The sequence below is a fragment of the Luteimonas kalidii genome, from assembly GCF_029887935.1.
Classification (GTDB): Bacteria; Pseudomonadota; Gammaproteobacteria; order Xanthomonadales; family Xanthomonadaceae; genus Luteimonas; species Luteimonas kalidii.
The window spans coordinates 97748-120803 of sequence record NZ_JARXRO010000007.1 but is presented as its reverse complement, the minus strand read 5'-3'; the positions used below and the strand labels follow the sequence as shown (position 1 = coordinate 120803).

19 protein-coding genes are annotated in these 23056 nt (G+C 71.6%); 12 read left to right on the top strand and 7 right to left on the bottom strand.

The features are described from left to right. Positions 1-20: 20 nt before the first annotated feature. The 3 genes from QFW81_RS01340 to QFW81_RS01330 form a co-directional block, all read right to left on the bottom strand. Entirely contained in the window at positions 21-551 is a 531-nt protein-coding gene (locus tag QFW81_RS01340; RefSeq protein WP_280576808.1) for an RNA polymerase sigma factor, read from the bottom strand. Between the two features lie 117 nt (positions 552-668). Continuing rightward, entirely contained in the window at positions 669-1610 is a 942-nt protein-coding gene (locus QFW81_RS01335; RefSeq protein WP_280576760.1) for a DMT family transporter, read from the bottom strand. Positions 1611-1757: 147 nt separating this feature from the next. Continuing rightward, positions 1758-2642 carry a LysR substrate-binding domain-containing protein gene (locus QFW81_RS01330; RefSeq protein ID WP_280576759.1) on the bottom strand — a complete coding sequence of 295 codons (885 nt, stop codon included), beginning with the start codon at positions 2640-2642 and terminating at the stop codon, positions 1758-1760. Between the two features lie 100 nt (positions 2643-2742). Between QFW81_RS01330 and QFW81_RS01325 the strand changes: the two genes are divergently transcribed. Then, positions 2743-3642, top strand: coding sequence for a DMT family transporter (locus QFW81_RS01325; RefSeq protein WP_280576758.1), 900 nt, complete (start codon positions 2743-2745; stop codon positions 3640-3642). Continuing rightward, entirely contained in the window at positions 3639-4541 is a 903-nt protein-coding gene (locus tag QFW81_RS01320; protein ID WP_280576757.1) for a cyclase family protein, read from the top strand. The genes QFW81_RS01325 and QFW81_RS01320 overlap by 4 nt, the downstream gene beginning before the upstream one ends. On the opposite strand, the gene QFW81_RS01315 is transcribed toward QFW81_RS01320, so the two are convergent. The 4 genes from QFW81_RS01315 to QFW81_RS01300 all read right to left on the bottom strand — a co-directional run bounded on the left by QFW81_RS01315 (position 4531) and on the right by QFW81_RS01300 (position 8252). Further along, a complete protein-coding gene (locus QFW81_RS01315; RefSeq protein ID WP_280576756.1) occupies positions 4531-5835 on the bottom strand; it encodes an NTP/NDP exchange transporter in 1305 nt (434 codons plus the stop codon). The two genes, QFW81_RS01320 and QFW81_RS01315, sit on opposite strands and share 11 nt — an antisense overlap. A gap of 12 nt (positions 5836-5847) precedes the next feature. Then, positions 5848-6831, bottom strand: a complete 984-nt coding sequence (locus tag QFW81_RS01310; RefSeq protein ID WP_280576755.1) for an aldo/keto reductase — start codon at positions 6829-6831, stop codon at positions 5848-5850. Positions 6832-6975: 144 nt separating this feature from the next. Next, on the bottom strand, positions 6976-7824 hold the full coding sequence (locus QFW81_RS01305) for a DUF72 domain-containing protein (protein ID WP_280576754.1): 849 nt from the start codon (positions 7822-7824) through the stop codon (positions 6976-6978). Then, on the bottom strand, positions 7821-8252 hold the full coding sequence (locus tag QFW81_RS01300; protein WP_280576753.1) for a VOC family protein: 432 nt from the start codon (positions 8250-8252) through the stop codon (positions 7821-7823). Before QFW81_RS01300 ends, QFW81_RS01305 begins: the two co-directional genes overlap by 4 nt. Positions 8253-8433: 181 nt before the next feature. Here QFW81_RS01300 and QFW81_RS01295 point away from each other — a divergent pair, with 181 nt between their 5' ends. From QFW81_RS01295 to QFW81_RS01250, 10 genes are all read left to right on the top strand, one after another. Continuing rightward, positions 8434-9669 carry a patatin-like phospholipase family protein gene (locus QFW81_RS01295; RefSeq protein ID WP_280576752.1) on the top strand — a complete coding sequence of 412 codons (1236 nt, stop codon included), beginning with the start codon at positions 8434-8436 and terminating at the stop codon, positions 9667-9669. A 225-nt stretch (positions 9670-9894) separates the two neighbouring features. Beyond that, positions 9895-11523: a TldD/PmbA family protein gene (locus tag QFW81_RS01290; protein ID WP_280576751.1), complete on the top strand. Its 1629-nt coding sequence runs from the start codon at positions 9895-9897 to the stop codon at positions 11521-11523. A 162-nt stretch (positions 11524-11685) separates the two neighbouring features. Beyond that, positions 11686-13320: a TldD/PmbA family protein gene (locus tag QFW81_RS01285; RefSeq protein WP_280576750.1), complete on the top strand. Its 1635-nt coding sequence runs from the start codon at positions 11686-11688 to the stop codon at positions 13318-13320. Positions 13321-13342: 22 nt separating this feature from the next. Continuing rightward, positions 13343-14677: a TldD/PmbA family protein gene (locus tag QFW81_RS01280; protein ID WP_280576749.1), complete on the top strand. Its 1335-nt coding sequence runs from the start codon at positions 13343-13345 to the stop codon at positions 14675-14677. A gap of 151 nt (positions 14678-14828) precedes the next feature. Further along, entirely contained in the window at positions 14829-15527 is a 699-nt protein-coding gene (locus tag QFW81_RS01275; protein WP_280576748.1) for a DUF4159 domain-containing protein, read from the top strand. A gap of 612 nt (positions 15528-16139) precedes the next feature. Then, positions 16140-17135 (top strand): AAA family ATPase, encoded by a 996-nt coding sequence (locus tag QFW81_RS01270; RefSeq protein ID WP_280576747.1) that lies wholly within the window; start codon positions 16140-16142, stop codon positions 17133-17135. 14 nt (positions 17136-17149) lie between these two features. After that, positions 17150-18046, top strand: coding sequence for a DUF58 domain-containing protein (locus QFW81_RS01265; RefSeq protein ID WP_280576746.1), 897 nt, complete (start codon positions 17150-17152; stop codon positions 18044-18046). Then, positions 18043-19212, top strand: coding sequence for a BatA domain-containing protein (locus QFW81_RS01260; protein ID WP_280576745.1), 1170 nt, complete (start codon positions 18043-18045; stop codon positions 19210-19212). The genes QFW81_RS01265 and QFW81_RS01260 overlap by 4 nt, the downstream gene beginning before the upstream one ends. Next, the gene (locus QFW81_RS01255; RefSeq protein WP_280576744.1) at positions 19209-21488 is read left to right on the top strand and encodes a hypothetical protein; all 2280 of its coding nucleotides are present in this window, start codon (positions 19209-19211) and stop codon (positions 21486-21488) included. The genes QFW81_RS01260 and QFW81_RS01255 overlap by 4 nt, the downstream gene beginning before the upstream one ends. Next, the coding region (locus QFW81_RS01250) for a hypothetical protein (RefSeq protein WP_280576743.1) at positions 21485-23056 on the top strand (1572 nt) is incomplete at its 3' end. The genes QFW81_RS01255 and QFW81_RS01250, both read left to right, overlap by 4 nt.

The following is a 23056-nucleotide window of genomic DNA, read 5'->3' as shown; positions in this document are numbered from 1 at the left end:
TCGTGTCCATCTGCGTGGGGTCAGCGCATCGAGGGAGGGGTCGCGTAGTCGCGGATGCGTTGCTTGAGGCGGCTGATCCTGGTGGTGACGTTGCTCTCGCCCAGGCCCAGGATCTCGGCGATCTCGCGGGTGGTGCGTTCCTCGAGATAGAGCACCAGCAGCGCGCGGTCGAGCGCGCCGAGGGTGTCCATGAACCGCCACAGCACGTGCAGCCGGTCGTCGCTCCCATGCTCGGCGCCGCGCTCGTCGGCGAGCTCGTGCAGGTGTTCGTCGAGCGGCACCGCATGGCGCGCGCGTCGGCGTTCGCCGCGCAGGAACGAGATGCCGGTGTTCAGCGCGATCCGGTACATCCAGGTGGAGAAGCTGCGCGCGGGATCGAAGCCGGGCCAGGCGCGCCACAGCTGCGCGGCGATCTCCTGGGCGAGGTCGTCGCGGTCCTCGCGGCTGCCGGCATAGCTGTTGGCCACCTTCAGCACGATGCCGCGGTGCCGCTGCAGCAGCGCATCGAACGCGGCGTGCACGGTGTCGATGGTCGGGGTCGCCTGGTCCATCGCCTGTCCGGGGGTGTGCGTGCCTGTCATGCCGGGGTGATACGCGGCACGGGGCGGTTTGTCACACCGCGGCGCCGCACCCGTACCGTGCGGGGTGGGGGCGCCTCACTTGATGCTTCACTCCACGATCCCCTTGGCCTCGGAGGTCCCCAGCACCTCGGGATGGTCGATGCGCCGTTGCGGGTGCAAGAGCGGGTGCGCGAACACCACCGCCAGGATGATCGCCACCCCGGCATAGAACATCGGCGTCAGCTCCCGCTGCTCGGCCAGCAGCAGCATCGCCAGCACGATCGCGTACACCGGCTCCAGGTTCACCGCCATCTGCGCCGAGAACGCGCTCATGTGCCGCAGCGCCACCAGCGACAGCGCGAACGGGAACAGGGTGCAGGCACCGGCGAGCAGCAGCAGCCACAGCGCGTCCCCGGGCGACGGCACGATCAGCAGCGGCCCGGCGAAGGCGGGGAACACGAACGGCATCAGCGGCGCCAGCGCGGTCAGCGCCAGGGTGCCGGCGCCGAGTTCCAGCGCGGTGACGGTGAGCGGATCGGCCCGGTCCACCAGGCGCTTGTTGAGCGATCCGAACACCGCCACGAACAGTGCCGACAGCGCGCCTGCCACGATCCCGGCGCGCATGTCCGCCGACACGCCGCCGACCACCAGCGCCACGCCAGGCAGCACGAGAATGCCGAGCGCGAGGTCGCGGCGCGAGAACCGGCGCCGCGCCAGCTTCGGCTCGATCAGCGCGGTGAACACGGTGGCGAACGCCATGCAGGTGGCGGCGACCGAGGCATTGGCGAGCTTGATCGCGCCGTAGAAGGTCAGCCAGTGCAGCGCCACCAGCACGCCGACGCCGGCATAGGCCAGCCACAGGCGCGGCGGCAGCGCGCGCAGTCCGCGCCACACCCGCGGCACCAGCAGCAGCGCCAGCACCACCAGCCCCATGCGCCACCACACCAGCGGCAGCGCGGGCAGCGTGATCAGCTTGCCGAGGATCGCGGTGAATCCCCACAGCAGCACGCACAGGTGGATCTGCCAGTGGGCCTTGGTGGCGGGCGTCATCGCGGTCGCGGGCGGGTGGGGGCGACAGGATGCCCGTTGCCGCGGCGGCCGTCACGGGCCGCGGCGACCATCGCGACTACGGGTGGCGGCCCGCCCCGGCTGCACGCACGATTCCGCCCCACGCCGCGATGCGTGCACGGCGACGGCCTAGTCCACCGATTGCGCCACCAGCCAGTCGATCACCCGGCGCACCGCGGCGCGCGGCCGGCGATGGGCGGGATACACGATGTGATAGGCGTAGCGGCCTGCCATCGACTCGCCCGGCAGGCGCTGCAGCTGGCCGCTCGACAGCCATGGCGCGACCACCCGTTCGCGCGCCAGGGCCGCGCCTAGGCCGAACGCGGCGGCGCGCAGCATGTCGGTGCTGTCGCTGAACACGAAGCGCTCGTCGAAGCGCGCGCCGTGCACGCCGTTGGCCCGGAACCAGTCGTGCCATCCCTGGTGCGAAAGGTCGGCCACCAGCGGCAGCTGCAGGATGTCGGCGGGCACGCGGACCCGGTCCACGCCGGCCAGGCCGGGCGCCGCGACCGGGAACAGCGCTTCGTCCATCAGCGGCAGCGCGGTCAGGCCCGGCCAGCGGCCGGGCCCATGGCGCACGCCCAGGTCCGGGCCGACATCGTCGAAGCGGGTGAGCGCGATCTCGGTGTCCACCCTCAGCCGGATGTCCGGATGCGCGGCCGCGAACGCCGTCAGGCGCGGGATCAGCCAGGTGTAGGCGAACGAGTGCAGGGTGGTCAGGCGGACGACGTGGGCGTCGTCCCGGCGTCGTCTCAGGTCCTGCATCGCGCCGTCGATGTCGTGGATCGCACCGCCGGCCACGTCGGCCAGGTGCCGTCCTTCCGCAGTCAGCGACACCCCGCGCGCATGGCGCTGGAACAGGGCCACGCCCAGGCGCGATTCGAGCTTGCGCACGTGGTGGCTGACCGCACTCGCGGTCAGGTGGAGCTCCTCGGCGGCATGCGCGAAGTTCTGGTGGCGCGCCGCGGATTCGAACGCGGCCAGGGCGGGAAGCCAGTCGGACCGGAGTGCCATGCGAGCCATGAACCAGATTTGTGCCTTGGCCGAAAAGTATGCGCTTGTGCGGCGACGCGCAACGGGCAGAATTCCGCCGTCCCCTTTCGAGATGTCCGCCATGTCCTGCCAGGAGGCCGCCGCGCTGCCGGTCCGCAACGAGGGAACCGCCGGCTGGCTGACCCCGCTGGAGCTGTGCGTGCTGGGCGCGATCTGGGGCGCTTCGTTCCTGTTCATGCGCGTGGCCGCGAACGACTTCGGCCCGGCGCCGCTGGTGGAGGTGCGGCTGGGGCTCGGGGCGCTGGTGCTGCTGCCCTTCCTCTGGCGCGCACGGGCACGGTTTCCGGCGCGGCTGTGGCCGAAGCTGGCGCTGATCGGCGCGATCAACTCCGCAGTGCCCTTCCTGCTGTTCGCCTGGGCGGCGCAGCGCGCGCCGGCCGGCATCGGCGCGATCGCCAACGCGATGACCGTGCTGTTCACGGCGCTGGTCGGGTTCCTGTTCTTCGGCGAGCGCATCGGCACGCGCCGCTCTGTGGCGCTGGTGGCCGGCTTCGCCGGCGTGGTGGTGCTGGCCAGCGGCAAGGTCGCGGGCATGAGCGTGGGCGCGGCCGCGATCGCAGGCGCCAGCGCATCGCTGCTGTACGGCCTGGGCATCAACCTGGTGCGCCGGCACCTGACGGGCCTGCCGCCCGCGGCGGTGGCGTCGGCCACGCTCGGTGCCGCGGCGCTGCTCACGGCGCCGTTCGCGATCGCCACCTGGCCATCGCAGCCGATCGCACTGTCCGCCTGGCTGTCGGCGGGCATGCTCGGCGTGCTCTGCACGGGGATCGCGTTCGTCATGTACTACCGCCTGATCGGCCGCATCGGCGCCAGCCGCGCCTCGACCGTGACCTACCTGGTGCCGCTGTTCGGCGTCGGCTGGGCGTGGTGGCTGCTCGGCGAGCCGGTGACCTGGACCATGGTACTGGCCGGCGCGCTGATCCTCGGCAGCGTGGCCTTCAGCCAGGCGCGGACGCGATGAGCGGGAAGCGGATCGAGTTCGATTTCACGGTCGAATTCACCAACGGCGGCGGCCTGCAGGGGCAGGGCTTCCGGCTCGATATCGACGGCGACGACATCGACGACGCCGCATTGGCCGGTGACCTCGTGCGCGACCTGCGGCTGCTGATGGCCGGTCCGGTGCGGATCACGCGCAAGACGATCATCGACGAGGCCCACAAGCGCGTGGCGCCGCCTGCTCGCCAACTGCCTGGCATCGTCGAACTCAGCCATGTGGTGTGCGACGGCACCGTGACCTATCCCGGCCTGCCGGCGCCGCGGATCTGCGACTACCTCGGGCGCGAGGCATCGCGCGCGCACTATGCCGAAGGCACGGAGTTCCAGATCGCGCGGATCGACATGGTCGCCAACACTGGGACCTACGTGGACTGCCCGTTCCATCGCTACGCCGACGGCGCCGACCTGGCACAGATGCCTGCCTCCGCGTTCGCCGACCTGGACGCCGTGGTGGTCGACGCCGACCATCGCGACCTGCGTGCCATCGATGCCGAACAGCTGCGCGGGGTCGAGCTGCGCGGCCGGGCGGTGCTCGTGCGGACCGGCTGGGACGTCCACTGGGAATCGCCGGCCTACGCCGACGGCCACCCGTTCCTGACCGAAGCGGCCGCGATCTGGCTGCGCGACTGCGGCGTGGTCCTGGTCGGCATCGATTCGATGAACATCGACGACACCCGCGCCAAGGCGCGCCCCGTGCACTCCATCCTGCTCGGCGCAGGCATCCCGATCGTCGAGCACCTGTGCAACCTGTACGCGCTGCCGCGGGAGGGGTTCCGCTTCACCGCGCTGCCGCCGCGCTTCGCCGGAGTCGGCACCTTCCCGGTGCGCGCGATCGCGACCCTGGGAGACGCCGCTACGGGCTAGCGGATCCGGGACCGTCGACCGCGCGCCGCTGCTGCACACGGCCCAGCCACAGCCCGAGCATCGCCCAGAACAGCGCCAGCGGCACCACCACGGTGACCAGGCCGCCGAGCGCGAGGCCCAGGCGCCCGAGCAGGCCTTCTGTCTGCGCGCCGACCACGTCGCCGGCGCGGTAGACGAAGGTGTCGATGAAGGCCTTGGCCTTGTACTTGTCCTCCCGGCTGACCACGGTGAACAGCGCTTCGCGCGCGGGCCGCGTCAGTCCACGCTGGACCGCCTTGCTCATCGCCTCGAGCGCGATCAGCATCGCGAACGAGCCGTAGACGGCCAGCCCGACGAATCCCAGCGCGGTCGCCACCGGAAGCGCGGCGAGCGCGAAGCCGAGCCCGAAGCGGCGGATGATCTGCCCGGTCAGCGTGAGCTGCAGCAGCAGCACCGCGATCTGGGTCCACATGTCGATGTTGCCAAGCAGGCCGGTGCGCGCGTCGAGGTCGCTCTCCGCCATCGCCACCATCTGCAGCCGGGTGAAATAGATGAAGGTCGCCACCACCGTCATCGCCAGCACGTAGCCGGCGATGCCCAGCAGGTAGGGCGAGGCGAAGACCGCGCGCAGTCCCGCCCACGGACTGCCGCCGATGCGCAGCGCTTCCTCGGATGCCGTGGCCTGCGGTGCGGCGGCGGACGCGTCGCGATCCGGTCGGGTCCACACCAGCCACCACGCGAGCGCGATCGCGATGCTGAGGAAGCCCGCCGCCACCAGCAGCAGCGCCGGCGTGCCCAGCGGTTCCGCCAGCCGCGCGGCCAGCCAGGGGCCGAAGATCGCGCCCAGGGTGCCGCCGACCGCGATCAGCGCGAACAGCCGCTTGCCCTGGTCGCTGGAGAACCGGTCGGCCAGCAATGCCCAGAACACCATGGTCACGAACAGGTTGAACACGCTGAACCAGACGTAGAACACCTGCCCGCTGCGCGTGCCCACCGCGCCCGGGGCGAACATCAGCAGCGACCAGAAGCCGACCAGGCTCAGGGCGAAGAACGCATAGGTGATGGAGATGAAGTGCAGCCGCCGCAGCCGCGCCACCAGCCAGCCGAACACCGGATTCACCGCCAGCGTGACCACGGCGGTCCCGATGAACAGCCAGCGCACGCTGTCGATGCCGCGCTCCATGCCCAGTGCGTCGCGCGCCGGGCGCAGCATCATCAGCGCGGTCAGGATGCAGAAGAAGAACAGTCCGGCGATGAGCACCGGCGCGAGCTCGCCGCGCCGGAGGTTGAACAGGTCGGAGATCGACTCGCGCATCGCCGCCCGGCCTCAGCCGAACATCGCCGCGAGCTCCGCCTGCTGGTCTTCATCGAGCAGGGGCCCGACGCCGCCCTTGAGGTTGTCCGCCTGGCGCTCGGGCTTGCCGGTCGCAGGGATCACCACGGTCACCGCGGGATGGCTGACCACGAACTTCAGGAACATCTGCGCCCAGGACGTCACGCCCACGTCGGCGGCCCAGGCCGGCAGGTCCTTGCCGCGGGTAGCGGCGAACAGCTTGCCGTCGTCGAACGCGCGGTTGATCATCACCGCGATGCCGAGCTCCTGCGCGACCGGGAAGACCGTCTGCGCGGCCTGAGGCGCGTTGACCGAGTAGTTGATCTGGACGAAATCCGGCCTCTCCGCGCGCATCAGGCGCACGGTGTCGGCGTGGCCGCTCTTGAGGTAGTGGGTGATGCCGATGTACTTCGCCACGCCCTGCGCCTTGAGCTCGCGCGCATACGGCATGGCCTCTGCCATGTTGCGCAGGTTGTGCACCTGCAGCAGTTCGACCCGGTCGGTCTGCAGCCGCCGCAGCGAATCGGCCCACTGGGCCTCGAGCGCGGCACGGCTGTCGGCGGCGAGCTTGGTGGCCAGGAAGCAGCGCTCACGCCAGCCTCCCTGTGCGAGCAGGGCGCCCACCACGTCCTCGGCGTTGGAGTAGTTGGGCGAGGTGTCGATCACGCTGCCGCCGCCCTCGAAGAACACCTTCAGCACGTCTTCGAGCGCCGCGAATTCCTGCGAGTCCAGCGGCACCTCGTAGCTGCCCGAGGTGCCGACGCCGATCGCCGGGATCGCCTCGCCGGTGGCGGGGATGGTCCGCGTCAGCAGCGCGCCGCCTGCGGGCACGATGTCGGCGATGGCGCCGGTAGGCTTCTCGCGCGGCTCGGGCGGCGCGCCCTGCGGGCGGTCCTGGCTGCAGGCGGCGAGCGGTGCCAGGGCGAAGCCGGTGGCGGCGAGGCTGGCGGTGGCGATGAAATCGCGGCGGCTGTTCATGCGGGTCTCCCGGAGCGGTGGGGCGAAAAAGCGCAATGCGTCCGCCCGAGGGTGGCGCAAGCCGGCACCGGAATCCAGTGCCGGAATCCACTGCCTGACGCGGCGTTGCGCGCGACCGCGCCGAGGCCATGTCCTTGCAGCGGGTCAGTCGGCCCGTGCGCCGAGCAGGCGCAGCAGGGCCATCGCCGCTGCCGGATTGCGCTCCTTGGCAGCAGCGATGAAGAACACGAACACATCGCGCCCCTCGCGCGGGGACGGTGTCTGCGTCAGGCGCGGCAGGTCCTCCGGCAGCCCACCGCCGGCCCAGGTGCGGGCGCGCGCGGCCCATGCCTCGAGTTCGGGCGCCGGGTAACCGGCGGCGATGCCGGCACGCGCGCGCATCAGCCGCGCATAGACGAAGTCGGCCGTGAGGTCGGCGACGTTGGGATGGGTCTCCGAATCGGTGTACACCAGCGCCAGGCCGTGCGCGCGCGCCAGCCCCACCAGGTCCGCATCGACGGCCCCGGGATCGCGCACGTCGAGCACGTGGCGCAGGCGGCGGCCCGCGGCCTGGCGTGGCAGCAGGCCGACGAACGCGGTGAGCTCGTCGCGTTCGATCCGCGTCCCGGCATCGAACTGCCACACCAGCGGACCGAGGCGGTCGCCCAGCTCGGCGATGCCGCCCACGAAATCCTCGACCTGCGCACCGGTCTTCGCGAGTGCCCGCGACTGCGTGATCCGCTTCGGCGCCTTGGCCGAGAACATGAAGCCCGGCGGCGTTTCTTCGCGCCACTTCGCGTAGGTCGCCGGCTTCTGCGTGCCGTAGTAGGTGCCGTTGATCTCGATCGCCGACAGCTGCCGGCTGGCGTATTCCAGCTCGCGCCGCTGCACCAGTCCACGCGGATAGAAGTTGTCGCGCCAGGGCGCATAGGTCCACCCGCCGATGCCGACGCGGATACCGTCCACCGCGGGCACGCCTTCGGCGGGAATGGCGTCGCGGGTCGTCGCGCTCATGCCGGGGCCTTCCAGGGATCGTAGCTTCCGAACCACCACAGGTGTCCCTCCGGATCGCGGCAGGCATAGCCGCGGCCCCCGTACCCCTGGTCGGCGATGTCCACCACGATCGTTGCGCCGGCCGCCGTCGCCTGGCGGTAATGGGCGTCGACGTCGCGCACGATCACGCAGGGGCTCTGGGTCTCGCGTTCTCCCACTTCCCCGGGCTGCACGATCCGGTCGCTCCACTCCGACTGCACGTGGGCGGAGCCGAGCATGATCATGCCGTTGCCGAACGTCAGCTGCGCATGATGGACGGTGTCGCCATCGGCATAGACGGCGTGCCTGTGAAACCCGAACGCCGCGCACAGCCAGTCGATCGCGGCGGTGGCGTCGCGGTAGCGCAGGCAGGGAATGATGGTGCTGGTGGTGTCGGCGGCCTGGTCCATGGAACTCCTCGTGCGGTGCGGCGACGGTGCCGGCGAACGATCGGTGAACGGTGGCATGGCGCCGGCGCATGCCCCGGGGCACGCGGCCGAGCGTATCAGGCGCCGGTGACAGCGGGCGTCGTCATCGGGCGGCCGCCGCGACCCGGTAAGCTGTGGCCGTGGGGGGACAGGAGCGAAGGCGATGTCCCTGTTCGATCGGTACAAGGCGTGGTGGCGTGGCTGGCGCGGCAGGGCGAAACCGCTGCCGCCGGCGGTGGATCCGGCAGTGGCCGGGGAGGCGGCTCGGGTTGCGGCCGGCGTGCCGCGGCAGGGCGCGGGCGATGCAGCGGGGGTGCCGGAAGCGGCTGCACCGTCGCCGCCGCGCAGGGCGGGCCGTGCGCGAGGCCCGCGACCGATCCGGCTGGCGCTGCAGGGGGGCGGCTCGCACGGTGCGTTCACCTGGGGCGTACTGGAGGGACTGCTGCGGCGCGACGACCTGGCGATCGAGGCGATTTCCGGCGCCAGCGCGGGCGCGCTCAATGCCGCGGTGCTCGCGACCGGCTGGGCGCAGGGAGGACGCGACGGCGCGCTCGGCGCGCTGCAGCGGTTCTGGCAGGACATCGGCAGCGCCGGCGCTGCGCGTCTGCCGTTGCTGCCGGCGCTGCCGTCCGGGGCGATGTTCGATCTGAGCGCCATGCCGGGCTATGAATGGGCCAGCCGCTTCCTGCGCACGCTCAGCCCGTACGACTACAACCCGCTCAACCTCAATCCGCTGCGCGACGTGCTCGTTCGACACGTCGATCCGCTGGCCGTGCGCGAAGGCCCGATCCGCGTGTTCGCCACCGCCACCGCGGTGCGCAGCGGAGAACCGCGGGTGTTCAGCGGCGCCGCGCTCGGCATCGATGCGCTGCTGGCGTCGGCGTGCCTGCCGTTCCTGTTCCAGGCCGTCGAGATCGACGGCGAGCCGTACTGGGATGGCGGCTACAGCGGCAATCCCTCGCTGCATCCCCTGCTCGACGCGGGCGGAGATTGCGACATCGTGGTGGTGCGGATCAACCCGTCCAATCGCGACGGCGTGCCGCGGCGCAGCCTCGAGATCATGGACCGGATCAGCGAGATCACGTTCAACGCCAGCCTGATCGGCGAGCTGCGCATGATCGATCACCTCAACCGGCTGCAGCGACGGATCGCCGGCGAGGGGAACGTCGCGGCGCAGTGCCGCGTGCACGTGGTGGCCGACGACGTGGACCTGGCCACGCTGCCCGCCTCGAGCCGCCTGCACGTGGATCCGGCGTTCGTGGCCCGACTGCGCGCGCTCGGACAGGCGGCGGTGGCGGCGTTCCTGCAGGGACAGGGCGATGCGATCGGGAGACCCGGCAGTGCCGCCGCGGATGCGGCGCGTGCAGTGGAAGGCGAGGCACTCCCCGCGGTCAGTTGAACCAAGCGTGTCAGCAGATGGCTTTCGATGCGCGTCGCGTCCAAGCGCGTGCCGGAGCAGGGTGCGCACTTGGTGCGGCGCGGCCGTCGCGCGTGAAGCAGAACCATCCCAGGGAACCGTGCCGGAAGTCATGCCGCGTGCGTGGGAGCACGCCGGCAGCGCGCGCTATGCTGGCCCGTACCAAGCCGTCCGCTGTCCGGACGTGCGCACGTGGAGCGAAGCGCGATGCAGCGACGTCATTTTCTCGCCCTGGGTGGACTCGGTGCCGGCGGCCTCCTGCTGCCGCCGCTGGGGCGCGCGATCGCGGCCGAGCAGTTGCTCGAGCCGGTCGACCGTGACCGCAACCGGCGCCTGGCCGATGCCGCGCTGCAGGCCGCGACCGGCGCCGGTGCGACCTATTGCGACGTGCGCATCGGGCGCTACCTGCGGCAGTCGCTGCTGACCCGCGAGGATCGGGTGGAGAACGTCGCCAACGAGGAGTCGATCGGCGCCGGCATCCGCGTGATCGTCGACCATGCCTGGGGATTCGCGGCGACCAGCCGGCTGGACGCGGATGCGGTGGCCGCCGCCGCGCGGCAGGCGGTGGCGATCGCACGCGCGAATGCGCGCGTGCAGACGCAGCCGGTGCAGCTGGCGCCCGCGCCTGGCGTGGGCGAGGTGGCGTGGCGCACGCCGCTGGAAAGGAACGGCATGGCGGTGCCGATCCGCGACAAGCTCGACCTGCTGCTGTCGGTGAATGCGGCCGCGCTCGGTGCCGGCGCGAGCTTCGTGGCCTCGCGCATGTTCCTGGTCAACGAGCAGAAGTACTTCGCCTCCACCGACGGCTCCTACATCGACCAGGACGTGCACCGGATCTGGGCGCCGTTCACGGTCACCGCGACCGATCCGGCCAGCGGCCGGTTCCGCACCCGCGACGGGCTGTCCGCGCCGATGGGCCTGGGCTACGAATACCTCGACCCCGATCCCGCGCAGCGTTTCGAACTGCCCGGCGGCGTGGTGGCGTACGGCCGCCGCTACGACATGCGCGCCGATGCGATCGCGGCGGCGCGGCAGGCGCAGGAGAAGCTGAAGGCGCCGTCGGTCAGGCCCGGCAAGTACGACCTGGTCCTCGACCCGAGCAACCTGTTCCTGACCATCCACGAGAACGTCGGCCATCCACTCGAACTCGACCGCGTGCTCGGCTACGAGGCCAACTACGCCGGCACCAGCTTCGCCACGCTCGACAAGCGCGGCAGCTTCCGCTGGGGCAGCGAGCGGGTGAACCTGTATGCCGACAAGACCGAACCCGGCAGCCTGGGCGCGGTGGGCTACGACGACGAAGGCGTCAAGTGCAGGCGCTGGGACCTGGTGAAGGACGGCGTGCTGGTCGACTTCCAGTCGATCCGCGACCAGGCGCACATCCTCGGCAAGCGCGAGTCGGACGGCTGCTGCTACGCCGATTCGTGGTCGAGCGTGCAGTTCCAGCGCATGCCCAACGTCTCGCTGGCGCCGGGCGCGGCCCCGCTGACCGTCGCGGACATGGTGAAGGACGTCGAGAACGGCCTGTACATCCACGGCCGCGGCTCGTACTCGATCGACCAGCAGCGCTACAACGCCCAGTTCGGCGGCCAGCTGATGTACGCCATCCGCAACGGCGAAGTGCAGGAACTGGTGGAGGACGGCGCCTACCAGATCCGCACGCCGGAGTTCTGGAACGCCTGCTCGGCGATCTGCGACGCGCGCGATTTCCGCCTCGGCGGCTCGTTCTTCGACGGCAAGGGGCAGCCTGGGCAGGTGTCGGCGGTCTCGCACGGCGCCGCGACCACGCGCTTCGATGGCCAGGCGGTGATCAACACCGCGCGATCGCTGGGATGAGGCCCCGGTCGCACGCGCGATGCGCCACCCCTGCCGAAAGTCATTTGCGCGCGCGGGCCCGCGGCGTCGAGAATCGGAATACCCGCCGGGCCGGCCTCATGACCGGGCCCGGGCCAGTGCCGCGGCTCCGATGCCGCGCCCACGCGAACTGGAGATAGGCCCTTGCAACGACGCGACTTCCTGGCCCTTGGCGGCCTCGGCATGGGCAGCCTCGCTCTGCCCGCATGGCTGGGCAAGGCGATTGCCGCCGACCAGCTCCTCACCACGCTCGACCTGCCGGTCAAGAAGCAGCTGGCCGACGCCGCGCTGCAGGCCGCGAGCGGCGCCGGCGCCAGCTATTGCGACGTGCGCATCGGCCGCTACCTGCGGCAGTTCGTGATGACGCGCGAGGACAAGGTCCAGAACGTGGTCAATACCGAGTCCACCGGCGTGGGCATCCGCGTGATCGCCGACGGCGCGTGGGGCTTCGCCGCCACCAGCGGGCTGACTACCGAATCGGTGGCCGAGGCGGCGCGCCGTGCGACCGCGATCGCCAAGGCCAACGCCAAGGTGCAGACCGCCCCGGTGCAACTGGCGCCGGCGCCGGGATACGGCGAGGTGGCGTGGAAGACGCCGATCCGGCGCAACGCGATGGAAGTGCCGGTCAAGGACAAGGTCGACCTGCTGCTGTCGGTCAACGCCGCCGCGATCAACGCCGGCGCGAGCTTCGTCAATTCCACCCTGTTCCTGGTCAACGAACAGAAGTACTTCGCATCCACCGATGGTTCCTACATCGACCAGGACGTGCACCGCATCTGGGCGCCGATGACGGTGACCGCGATCGACAAGGCCAGCGGCAAGTTCCGCACCCGCGAGGGCCTGTCGGCGCCGATGGGCCTGGGCTACGAGTACCTGGACGGCGACCGCACCCAGAAGTTCGTCTCGCCCAACGGCGTGGTCAACTACGGCCAATCCTACGACATGCTCGAGGACGCGGTGGCCGCGGCGAAGCAGGCGCAGGAGAAGCTCAAGGCACCGTCGGTCAAGCCCGGCAAGTACGACCTGGTGCTCGATCCCTCGCACACCTGGCTCACGATCCACGAATCGGTCGGCCATCCGCTCGAACTCGACCGCGTGCTGGGCTACGAGGCCAACTACGCCGGCACCAGCTTCGCCACGATGGACAAGCGCGAAGAGCGCTTCCAGTACGGCAGCGACCTGGTCACCCTGTTCGCCGACAAGACCCAGCCCGGCAGCCTCGGCGCGGTCGGCTACGACGACGAGGGCGTCAAGTGCAAGCGCTGGGACCTGGTCAAGGACGGCATCCTGGTCGACTACCAGACCATCCGCGACCAGGCCCACATTGTCGGCAAGGACGAGTCCGACGGCTGCTGCTACGCCGATTCGTGGTCGAGCGTGCAGTTCCAGCGCATGGCCAACGTGTCGCTGGAGGCCGGCAGGCAGAAGCTGTCGGTGGCCGACATGGTCAAGGACGTCGAGAACGGCATCTACATCATCGGCGACGGCTCGTTCTCGATCGACCAGCAGCGCTACAACGCCCAGTTCGGCGGCCAGCTGTTCTACGAGATCAAGGACGGCGCGATCACCGGCATGATCGAGGACGTGGCCTACCAGATCCGCACGCCGGAATTCTGGAACGCCTGCTCGGCGATCTGCGACGAGGGCGACTACCGCCTGGGCGGTTCGTTCTTCGACGGCAAGGGCCAGCCGGGCCAGGTCTCGGCGGTGTCGCACGGTTCGAGCACGGCGCGCTTCAACGGCATCAACGTCATCAACACCGCGCGTTCGCTCGGCTGACCGGCACAGGAGATCCGAATACATGAGCATCTATACCGAAGCCGAAGCCAAGGCGATCCTCGACAAGGTGATCGCCCTGTCCACCGCCGACGAATGCACGGCCACCCTGGGCGGCGGCACCAGCGGCAACATCCGCTTCGCCCTCAACAACGTCTCCACCAGCGGCATCGTCGACGACGTGGAGCTGGGCGTGAGCGTCGCGTTCGGCAAGCGCGTGGGCACCGCGACCATCAACGCCTTCGACGACGCCTCGCTCGAACGCGTGGTGCGCCGCGCCGAGGACCTGGCGAAGCTGGCGCCGGAGAACCCCGAGTTCATGCCGGCGATCGGCAAGCAGTCCTACACCGCGACCAGTACATTCAGCGCCGCCACCGCCGCCATCACTCCCGAGCAGCGTGCGCAGGTGGCGGCCGATTCGATCGCGCCGTGCCGCGAGGCCGGCCTGGTCGCCGCGGGCTTCCTGGAGGACGGGCAGTCGTTCACCGCGATCGCCAACAGCAACGGCAACTTCGCCTACCAGACCTCGACCAGCGCCGACTACACCTGCACCGTGCGCACCGAGGACGGGCGCGGTTCGGGCTGGGTGGGGCGCAACGTCACCGACATCGGCGGCCTGGACGCCTCGCGCGACGTCGGCATCGCGATCCGCAAGGCACGGGAGTCGGTGGATGCCAAGGCGCTGGAGCCGGGCAAGTACACCGTGGTGCTGGAACCGCACGCGGCCGCCGGCCTGATCTCGTTCATGATGTATTTCTTCGACGCGCGCCAGGCCGACGAAGGCCGCAGCTTCCTGTCGAAGAAGGGCGGCGGCAACAAGATCGGCGAGCAGGTCTACGACCCGCAGGTCAACATCTGGGCCGACCCGGGCAACGCCGACGTGCCTGTGCTGCCGTGGGACGACGAGGGCCAGCCGCGCAAGCGCATGCCGGTGATCGAGAACGGCAAGGTCGCCAACATGCTGTACTCGCGCTACTGGGCGCAGCAGCAGGGCCGGGAAGCCGTGGCGATGCCGGGCAACCTGATCATGTCCGGCGGCACCAAGTCGACCGCCGACCTGGTGCGCGAGACCGAGCGCGGCATCCTGGTCACCCGCACCTGGTACATCCGCATGGTCGACCCGCAGACCGTGCTGCTCACCGGCCTGACCCGCGACGGCACGTTCTACATCGAGAACGGGCAGATCCGGTATCCGATCAAGAACTTCCGCTTCAACGAATCGCCGGTGATCATGCTCAACAACATCGACGAACTCGGCAAGCCGGTGCGCGTGAGCGGCGACGAGTCGAACTTCGCGATGATGATCCCGCCGATGCGCCTGCGCGATTTCACCTTCACTTCGCTATCGGACGCGGTCTGACGGCCGTTCCGCAACCGCTCCATGCCCTCTCCCGCGCGGAGAGGGCCGGGTGGCGCAGGCCCCCGCCCGCATTCCGCATGTCCAGCTGCCCCGTCCAACCTGATTGCTCAGACGTTGCCGCCGATGCGCGGCGACGCCGGGTGGTGGCGGCATGAACCGGGCGCAGTTCCTGCGCGCCATGCTCGGTGGCGCGGCCCTGCTGGCGCTGCCGCCGCTGCGCGCGCAGGCCGGGCGCTACGATTTCTGGTTCACCCGCCTGCGCTACGACTCCGGCGACTGGGATGTCGACGCGCGCATGCCGTCGAACCTGGTCACCGCGCTGATCGACTACACCGGCATGCGGGTGGATCCGGAGGAGCACGTGGTGGACCTGGCCGACCCGAAGATGCTGTCGGCGCCGTTCTGCTACCTCTCGGGACACAAGCTGGTCGAGTTCAACCCGGCCGAGCGACGCAATTTCGAGCGCTACGTGCGCAACGGCGGCTTCGTGTTCGTCGACGATTGCAACCACGACATCGACGGACTGTTCGCGAAGTCCTTCGAGGCGCAGATGGCGTCGATCTTCGGTCCGCGCGCTCTGGCGAAGATCCCGAACAGCCACCCGCTCTACAGCGCCTTCTTCCGCTTCCCGGACGGCCCGCCGGCGACCAGCTTCGAGCTCAACGGCTGGGGCGACGACCTGGTCCACGACTACCTGAAGGGCATCGCCATCGATGGCCGCCTGGGCGTGCTTTACAGCAACAAGGACTACGGCTGCGAATGGGACTACGACTGGCGCAACAAGCGCTTCCTAGCCGAAGACAACACGAAGTTCGCGGTGAACATCGTGGTGTACGCGCTGAGCGCATGATCGCGACTTGGCATGCACTGCCCCCGTCGTCTGTCGGTCCATGCTCCGGAACGACGCCACGTCCTGGCGGCCGGGGATCGCTCGCCGGTCGGTCAGGGCATCCTGCCCTGACTCCCGCGCAGGNTCCATGTCCTGCTCCCCGCAATCCCCGGCCGCCAGGACGCGGCTCTATGACGCGGTCGCCTCGATGCTTCGTTCACGCTTCTTTTTCCAGCTTGCTGCCCATCGAAGCCACGGCCTCGTGCGGCCCGCGGCAGTTCCGGGTCGTGGATTGCTCACGCATGGAAACGATGCGGCGCCAAGTCAACCATCGATGGCTGACCGAGCCTGGGAGCAAACTACACTGCAATGGCCATGTGCATTCCGCTCTCGCGGCATCGATCGTGAAGCCGAGAGACCTGAGAGCCGAAGCGTCGTGCCAACAGACCCGATGAGCCGCGCCCTGCCGGCCGGGGGGCGCGTCGAGCAAGACATGGATGTCTTGCGCGCGAGTCAGGGCAGGATGCCCTGACCGAGCGAAGAGCGATCCCCGGCCGGCAGGGCGCGGCGTCCGTCCGAAACCAGGAACAGGCGTCTGGCGGCTTCTTTCATCTGCATAACCACGACTGTCCCATGACCTCACTCACCGAATCCGAGATCCAGTCCCGCGTCGCTCGCCTGGCCGAGCTGCGCGCCGCCATCGCCACCGCCATCGTCGGCCAGCACGCGGTGGTCGAGCAGCTGCTCACCGGCCTGCTCGCCGGCGGCCACTGCCTGCTCGAGGGCGTGCCGGGCCTGGGCAAGACGCTGCTGGTGCGCACGCTCGGGCAGGCGCTGGACCTCACGTTCCGCCGCGTGCAGTTCACGCCGGACCTGATGCCCAGCGACCTGCTCGGCACCGAGCTGCTGGAAGAAGACCACGGCACCGGCCACCGCCATTTCCGGTTCCAGCAGGGGCCGGTGTTCACCAACCTGCTGCTGGCCGACGAGCTCAACCGCACCCCGCCCAAGACCCAGGCCGCGCTGCTCGAGGCGATGCAGGAACACACCGTCAGCTTCGCCGGCGTGACCCACGCGCTGCCGACGCCGTTCTTCGTGCTGGCCACGCAGAACCCGATCGAGCAGGCCGGCACCTATCCGCTGCCCGAAGCGCAGCTCGACCGCTTCCTGCTGCACATCGCGCTCGACTATCCCGGCGAGGACGAGGAGCGCGCGATCATCGCCCAGACCACCTCCAGCCACGTCGCCGAGGTGCCGCGGGTGATGGACGGCGAAGCGGTGCTGGCACTGCAGGCGCTGGCGCGCGAAGTGCACGTGGGCGACGAACTGCTGGCCTGGGTGACGCGCCTGGTGCGCGCCACCCGCCCGGGTGCGGATGCGCCGCAGGCCGTGCGCGAATACGTCAAGTGGGGCGCAGGCCCGCGCGCGGGGCAGTCGCTGGTACTCGCGTCGAAGGCGCGCGCGCTGCTGCACGGGCGCCTGGCCGCGACGCGCGAGGACGTCGCCGCGCTGGCCGCGCCGGTGCTGCGCCATCGCCTGCTGCTGTCGTTCGCCGCCGAGGCCGAAGGCCGGCGCCCGGACGACGTGGTCGCCGCGCTGCTGCGCGACGTGCCGTACCCCGGCGCCTGACCGGCGCCGCGTCCATGGCCTGGGATCCGGTCACGCCGGCGCTGCGCGCGCAGCTGCGCGGGTTGCGCATCGCCTCGCGCCGGACCAGCCCGCTGCGTGGCGGCGGCCAGCATCGCAGCCGCGACAAGGGCGCGGGCCTGGAATTCTCGCAGTACCGCAGCTACGAGCCCGGCGACGAGCCGCGCCGGATCGACTGGAAGCTGTACGCGCGCAGCGACCGCTTCTTCGTGCGCGAGGCCGAGCGCGACAGCCCGCTCGCGGTCTGGCTGGTGATCGACGCCAGCGCCTCGATGGCGCAGGCCGACGAAGCGCGGCCGGACTGGTCGCGCCTGGATGCCGCGCGCACGCTGGCGGCATGCATCGCCGAGGTCGCGCTGCGCCAGGGCGACCGCGTCGGATTGATGGGGCTGCGTGACGATGCGCTCGCACTGGTTCCCGCGGCGGGCGGCTCGCGCCAGCGCGAACGGTTGCTGTTCGGTCTGCAGCGCCTGCAGGCGCAGGGCGGCGTGCCGGACGAGGCGCGTCTGCGTCCGGCGTGGGAACGGATCGGCACCGACGAGCTGGTGGTGGTGCTGGGCGATTTCCTCGACCCCGCCAGCGTGTCGCTGGCCACGCGCCTGGCCAGCGCGCGGCGCGAGGTGCTGGCGATCCAGGTGCTCACGGTGGGCGAGCGCGACTTCGACTTCGAGGGCGGCCGCCGCTTCCGCGACCCCGAGACCGGCGAGGAACTGCCGGCCGATCCGCGCGCGCTGCGGACCGAGTTCCTCGCGCGCTTCGGACAGGCGCAGCGCGCCCTCGCATCGAGGCTGGCCGAGGCCGGCATCCGTCACGCGCGCTTCGTGCTCGACGAATCGCCGCTGCAGCCGCTGCGCGCACTGTTCGCCGATCCGCCGGGGGCCTCCGGCGCATGAACCTGGTACTGCTGCTGCCGGCCGCACTGGCGGCGCTCGCCGCGCTGACGCTGCCGCTGCTGGTGCACCTGGCGCGCCGCCAGCAGCAACGGCCGACCGTGTTCGCGGCGCTGCGCTGGTTGCGCGCGCAGCCGCGCCCGCGCCGCCGGGTGCGCTTCGACGAATGGTGGCTGCTCGCGGTGCGGTTGCTGCTGGTGGCGCTGCTCGCGCTGCTGCTGGCGCGGCCGGCGCTGCTCGGCGTCGAGGATGCGGGCCCGCGCCTGCTGGTGATGCCCGGCGTGGACGAGGCCGCGGTCCGTCAGGCGCGCGCGCAGGCCGACGACGGCGTCGATGCGCGCTGGCTGGCGCCGGGTTTCCCGACGCTCGACACGCCTGCGCCCGCGGGTGCGTCGGCGAGTGCGAGCCTGCTGCGGGAATTCGATGCCGGGTTGCCCGCGGCCGCACCATTGCAGGTGCTGGTCCCCGAGGCACTGGACGGCGCGGACGCGGCGCGGCTGCGGCTCGTGCGCCCAGTGGACTGGCAGGTGGTCGGCGGCGGATCGTTGCAAGACGAGCCCGCGCGCATCGCGCCACCCGTGGTTGCGATCCGGCACGACGCGGCGCATCGCGAGGACGTCCGCTTCCTGCGTGCGGCCGTGCAGGCCTGGCACGAAGGCGAGGTGTCCCTCGACGTGGACGCGTCGGAGGAAGACCCTGCACCCGTCCCTCCGGATACCCATGTGCTGGCGTGGCTGCGCGCGGATCCGCTGCCGGCCGCCATCGTCGACTGGATCGGGCAGGGCGGCCAGGTGCTGCTGTCCGCCGATGCGACTCGCCCAGCAAAAACGTCGACGGCTGCCATCGCCTGGCGTGACGACGCGGGAGCACCGCTGCTGACGGCCTCGTCCCTGGGCGCAGGCCGCGTGCTGCAGTTCGTCCACCCGCTGCAGCCGGCGGCGATGCCGGCCCTGGTCGAACCCGCGTTCGCCGCACGCCTGCGCGAGCTGCTGCAGCCGCCCGTGGCGCCCACGCGGGTGGCGGCGCTCGACTACGCACCCGACACCGGCGCCATCGCCACGCCGGCCCCGGCGCGGGAACTGCACGCGTGGCTGGCGCTGGCGATCGCGCTGCTCGCGCTGCTCGAACGCTGGCTGGCCACCTCGGGCCGCAGGCGGGCGGCGGCATGAGCACGGTCGCGGCCCTGCGGCGGACGATGGTCCAGGCGCGTGTTCGCGTGGCGCTGGACACGCTCGCGGTCGCGTTGCCGCTGGCCCTGGGGGCCGGCGTGCTGGCCTGGCGCCTGGGTGGAGCGGCCTTCGCCGTCGCGGTCGCCGGGCTCGCCGTGCTCGGCGGCGTCGCTGCCATCGCGTGGCGCGGGCGCCGCTTCGATCGCGCCTGGCTGGTGTCGCGGCTGGATGCGACGCGGCGGGACCTGGAGGACAGCACCGGGCTGCTGTTCGCCGAGGCGGCGCAGCTGCGTCCGTTGCAGCGGCTGCAGCGGGCGCGCCTGGTCGAGCGGCTTCGCGCGCGCGTCCTGCCCGACCTGCGCCCGGCCTGGTCGAAGCGGACCCTCCTGCTGGCCTGGTCGTTCGGCGCCGCCGTCGTCGCCCTGGCGTTGCTGTGGCCATCGGCGCGGCCGCCGGCCGCCGACTCCGCGGGACCCGGTGCGCCTCCGGCCGTGCCCGGCGAGCCGCGGCGCATCGAGGCCACGCTCGAGGTCCGGCCGCCGGCGTACACCGGGATCGACGCAAGCCGCTCCGCGTCGCTGGACGCCCGGGCGCCTGCCGGCAGCACGCTGCGCTGGACCCTGCGCTACGCGCCGCAGCCGGAGGCGGTCGACCTCGTGTTCCACGATGGCCGTCGCCTGCCGCTGCAGCGCGACGGCGAGACATGGACCGCGACCGAGCGGCTGCAGGGCTCGACGCTCTACCGCGTCGTGCCGCTCGGCGTGACCGGCGCGGATCGATCGTCCCTGCATCGTCTCGATGCGGTGCCCGACCAGCCGCCGCGCGTACGCGTGCTGGCGCCCGAGCGCAGCCTGACCCTGCTCACCGATCCCGCGGCACCGTGGACGCTGCGCTTCGAAGGACTCGACGACCACGGCGTGGCCGCGCAGGCGCGGCTGCGGATCACGCGCACCGAGGGCACCGGCGAGAACATCCGCTTCCACGATCACGTACGCGTGCTCGCCGGGCGCGGCGCGCGACGTGAGCGCCGCTTCGAGACCCGCCTGCGCCCGGCCGATTTCGGGCTCCAGCGCGGCGAGGACCTGGTTGCGCGGCTGGAGGTGCTCGACAACCGCTCGCCCCAACCCCAGCTCGCCCGCAGCGCCAGCGTGATCCTGCGCTGGCCGCCGGAGCCGGTGCTGGGCGCGGACGGCCTCGACGGCCTCGCGCGCCAGGTGCTGCCGGCGTATTTCCGCAGCCAGCGCCAGATCATCATCGACGCCGAGGCGCTGCTGAAGGAGCGGCCGCGGTTGGAGGCAGAGGAGTTCGAACGCCGCTCCGATGCGATCGGCGTCGACCAGCGCCTGCTGCGGCTGCGCTACGGCCAGTTCCTGGGCGAGGAAAGCGAGGGCGGGCGCGCACTGCCGACCAGCGACCTGCCGACGAGCGATCTGCCCACCAGTGACCTGCCTGCCGCCGGGGGAGCGGGCGCCGCCGACGATCATCCGCACGACGCACGGCACGACGGCGACCATGAAGACGGACATGCCCACGAACCTGCGGACGACCAAGGCGATGCCGCCGGGGCGACGCCCGCGGCGCCACCGCACGACCACGATCATGCGGACGGCCCCGGCGCGGCACCGGCCGCCGGCTTCGGCGATGCCGGCGACGTGCTCGAGACGTTCGGCCACACCCACGACATTCCCGAAGCCGCAACGCTGCTCGATCCGCAGACACGCGAGACGCTGCGCGCCGCGCTGCGCGAGATGTGGCAGTCCGAACTGCACCTGCGCCAGGCCGTCCCGGCCGACGCGCTGCCTTACGCCTACCGCGCGCTGGAGCTGATCAAGCAGGTGCAGCAGGCCGACCGCATCTACCTGCAGCGCGTCGGCTCGCAGCTGCCCCCGATCGATCCGTCGCGCCGGCTCGGCGGCAAACGCGAGGGCATCGCCGACCGTGCACTGCCGCCGCTGCAGGCGATGGACGACGACGCACCGCTGGCCGCCGTCTGGCAGGCGCTCGACCGGGCCGATGCCGATGCCGTGAACACGTCGCTGGACGCGCTGCAGGCCTGGGTCGACGACCACCGCGACCGGCTCGACGACCCGCTGGCCTGGCTGGCGCGGATCGAGGAGGCGCGCCAGGATCCCGGCTGCGACGATTGCCGTGCCGCCCTGCGCGGGCTGCTGTGGAGCGGCATGCCGCGTCCGGCCGGCGGCATCGGCCGCCGCGCGGGGGACGGCACGGTGGAACGTCGCTATCTCGACGCACTGGAGCAGGAGGACGCGCCATGAGCCTGCCCGACAGCGTCGCGCTGATCCTCGCGCTCGCCGTCCTGCTCGCGTGGGTGCGGCTCGTGCGCGCGCACGGCCGCGATCCACGGGCGCCACGCGCCTGGCGGCTGTGGGCGCTGCTGGTGCTGCAGCCGATGCTCGCGGCGGCGCTCTACCTGGCGCTGTTCCCGCCGCGCGAGACGGTCGCACCGTCGGTGTTGACGGTCCTGACCGAAGGCGCGTCGCCGGCGCAGGCTGGCCCGTCCTCCGCGGGCGGCATCACCCTGGCGCTTCCCGAGGCGGGTGCTGTGCGCGACACCACGCGCGTGCCCGACCTCGCCACCGCCCTGCGGCGCCATCCCGGCACGACGCAGCTGCGCGTGCTCGGTGCCGGCCTGGTGCCGCGCGACCGCGATGCCGCGCGCGGCCTGGAGATCGCATTCGAGCCGGCGCCGCTGCCGCGCGGGATCGCGCGCCTGGACGCACCGCGCAAGGTGCCGCGAGGCGCCGCGTTCACGGTGACGGGCCGGGTCGAAGGCGTCCCCGGCGGACGCGCCGAACTGCTGGATCCTGCGGGGCGCCGCGTGGACGCGGTCGCGCTGGATGAGGACGGCGGTTTCGCGCTGCACGCGGTCGCGCTGGAAGCGGGTGCCGCGCGGTTCGCGGTGCGCGTGCGCGATGCCGATGCCGTGCGTGACCCGAGCGTCGATGTCGACGCCGATGTTGAAGCCAATGACGAACCCAAGAACGACGCCAGCACGGACGCCTCCGGGACCGGTGCCGACACCGCCCGCGCCGACGCCGATGCCTTCGAAGCCGTACCCGAAGCCGAAGCCGATCCCGGCGTCATCGAGACCGGCGTCGAGCTCTGGATCGAGGCCCCGGTCGCGCCACGTGTGCTGCTGCTCGCGGGCGCGCCCAATCCCGATACGCGCGCGCTGCGCCGCTGGCTCACCGATGCCGGTGCGCAGGTGCAGGCGCGCATCGCGCTGGGCGGCGGCGTACAGCTGGGGAGCGCGTCGCTGACCGATGCCGCGCTGGATGAACTCGACCTGCTGGTGGTCGATGCGCGTGCCTGGTCCGGACTGGGCGCGGCGGGACGCACGCGGGTGCTGTCGGCGACGCGGCGTGGCCTCGGACTGCTGCTGCGTGCGGACGACGCCATGCCCGTTGGGGTCCTGGGCGGCCTGCGTACGCCGGGCTTCACCATCGCAGGTGGCACCGCCGTGCGTCCATGGCGGATGGCGACGCCGCGCCTGGCCGACGAGGCCGCCCTGCGTGCGCGCCTGGGCAGCGGCAGCCGCGACGCGCCGCCGGACCTCGAACAGGCCGCCGCACCGGCGCCGCCACTGTCGTGGCGCACCTGGCAGGTGACGGGCGCGGACGCCGCGGCGCTGCACGCCGACACCGGCACGGCGCCGGACGCGCCGGCCGGATGGTGGCGTGCGGAGGGGCGTGGACGTATCGGGCTGTGGACGGTCTCGGACAGCTACCTGCTGCCGCTGCACGGACGTTCCGATCTGTATGCCGACCTCTGGAGTCCCGCGGTGGCGACCCTGGCGCGCGCGCGCGCGGACACCGCGCCGGAC